Here is a 1,384-nt window from a genome sequence, read left to right as displayed (position 1 = left end):
CGGAGGTCGTCGAGGGTGGACGTTGTCATGGTGGGGTCCTTCCGGTGAGACGGGGCGAGCTGGACGCGACGAGGACCCCGTGCCGTTGCGTGGATCGGCTCGGGGTCCTCGTCGGTGTGGACGCGGGGCGTCAGCCGGAACGGCTCCAGGTCCTCGTGAGAGGACGAAGGTCCGCGGGGACCGCGGCGTCCGGAAGGTCCTCCAGACCGACGAGCGGGACGGCGGCGTGACCGTCCTTGCCCACGGGGACGAAGAGCGTCCCGTCCTGCGAGAAGGACGCGCGGGCGCGCTCCTCGAACGTCGGCTCCGAGCCGGTCACGACCGGCCCCGGGTGCGAGCGGACGAGGCGATGGCGTCGATCTCGGCGTCCTCGGCGGTGTCGGCCGCGGTGACGAAGCGGGAGAGGTACTCGGCCTCGGTCAGACCGAGACGCTCACGGCGCTCGGAGTGATAGTCGCGGTCCTTGGCACTCATCGCGGAGAAGGACGTGGGCGGCGGGGACGAGGCGACGACGTCGGCGACGATCTCGCGGATCTCGTTGGCGTTCATGGGGATTGGGCTCCTTCGGGGCGGTGGTGAGGTTGTCAGACGGCGATCTCGTGGACGCGGGGACGCGCACCGCGGCGGATCTGCCCGGGCTTCTCCGGAGCTGGCGGCGCGGGGAAGATCAGGACCTTGTCGTCCACGAGGGCCGGGACGTCGGGGTGGAGGTGCGTCGAAGGGTTCCGGAGACCGATCGTGCCGCCGGAGTGGGCCACGGCCTCCATGCGCTCCTTGAGAGCGGCCTCCAGGTCGGCCAGAGCCTTCTGGGCCTTCTTGTGCGCCGCGAGAGCGGTCTCCTTGGCGAGGGCCGCGAGGTCGGCGCCGTTGGCGCGCTGGGCCGCGTGGTAGGCCCGGAGAGCCGCGGCGCTGCGCTTCTCAGCGACCTTCACCGCGGCCTCGTCGTCGCGGATGTGCAGGTTGCGCGCGTGGAGCCACGCGGCACGGTCGGAGTAGTCGTGCTCCGGGTGCTCCTTCGTCCACGCGGTCCGCTTGGCGACCATGGCTCGGTAGAGGGCGAGGCCCTCGGCGTTGGCGGTGTGCCACGCCTCCCGGGCCTCGGTGGCTCCGAGCGCGTCATCGAAGACGGCCGGGGCGAGGTTGGTGTCCCAGAGCGGGAACGCCTGCCCGGTGCCTCCGAGCTGGATCTGGAACTCGTTGGTGACGATGCCCATGGTGGGCCTCCTTCGTGGTGGATCGGTGTCGCTCGGCGGGATTGCCGAGGGACGCGGGGGTGTCAGTAGTTGGAGCGCTTGCGGGCAGCCTCTCGGTCCTCCTCGACGGCCCTCTGCTTGGCCGCCTCGCGCTGCCTCCGGCGAGCCTCGGCGCGGGCGAGACGCTCGAC

Annotated in this window: 3 protein-coding genes; all 3 read right to left on the bottom strand. The window is 71.7% G+C overall.

Annotated features, from left to right (window positions below; all coding sequences use genetic code 11):
- Window positions 1–130 precede the first annotated feature (130 nt).
- From N865_RS21245 to N865_RS21235, 3 genes are read right to left on the bottom strand one after another with little or no spacing between them, the layout of a single operon-like run.
- A complete protein-coding gene (locus tag N865_RS21245; protein ID WP_034810276.1) occupies window positions 131–319 on the bottom strand; it encodes a hypothetical protein in 189 nt (62 codons plus the stop codon).
- Window positions 316–549: a hypothetical protein gene (locus N865_RS21240; RefSeq protein WP_034810275.1), complete on the bottom strand. Its 234-nt coding sequence runs from the start codon at window positions 547–549 to the stop codon at window positions 316–318. Before N865_RS21240 ends, N865_RS21245 begins: the two co-directional genes overlap by 4 nt.
- Window positions 550–584: 35 nt before the next feature.
- Window positions 585–1,214 (bottom strand): hypothetical protein, encoded by a 630-nt coding sequence (locus N865_RS21235; protein WP_034810274.1) that lies wholly within the window; start codon window positions 1,212–1,214, stop codon window positions 585–587.
- Window positions 1,215–1,384: the final 170 nt, after the last annotated feature.

Origin of the sequence: Intrasporangium oryzae NRRL B-24470, from assembly GCF_000576595.1 — a bacterium.
In the GTDB taxonomy this organism is placed as follows: Bacteria; Actinomycetota; Actinomycetes; order Actinomycetales; family Dermatophilaceae; genus Intrasporangium_C; species Intrasporangium_C oryzae.
This window is presented reverse-complemented; position numbering and strand designations above follow the sequence as displayed.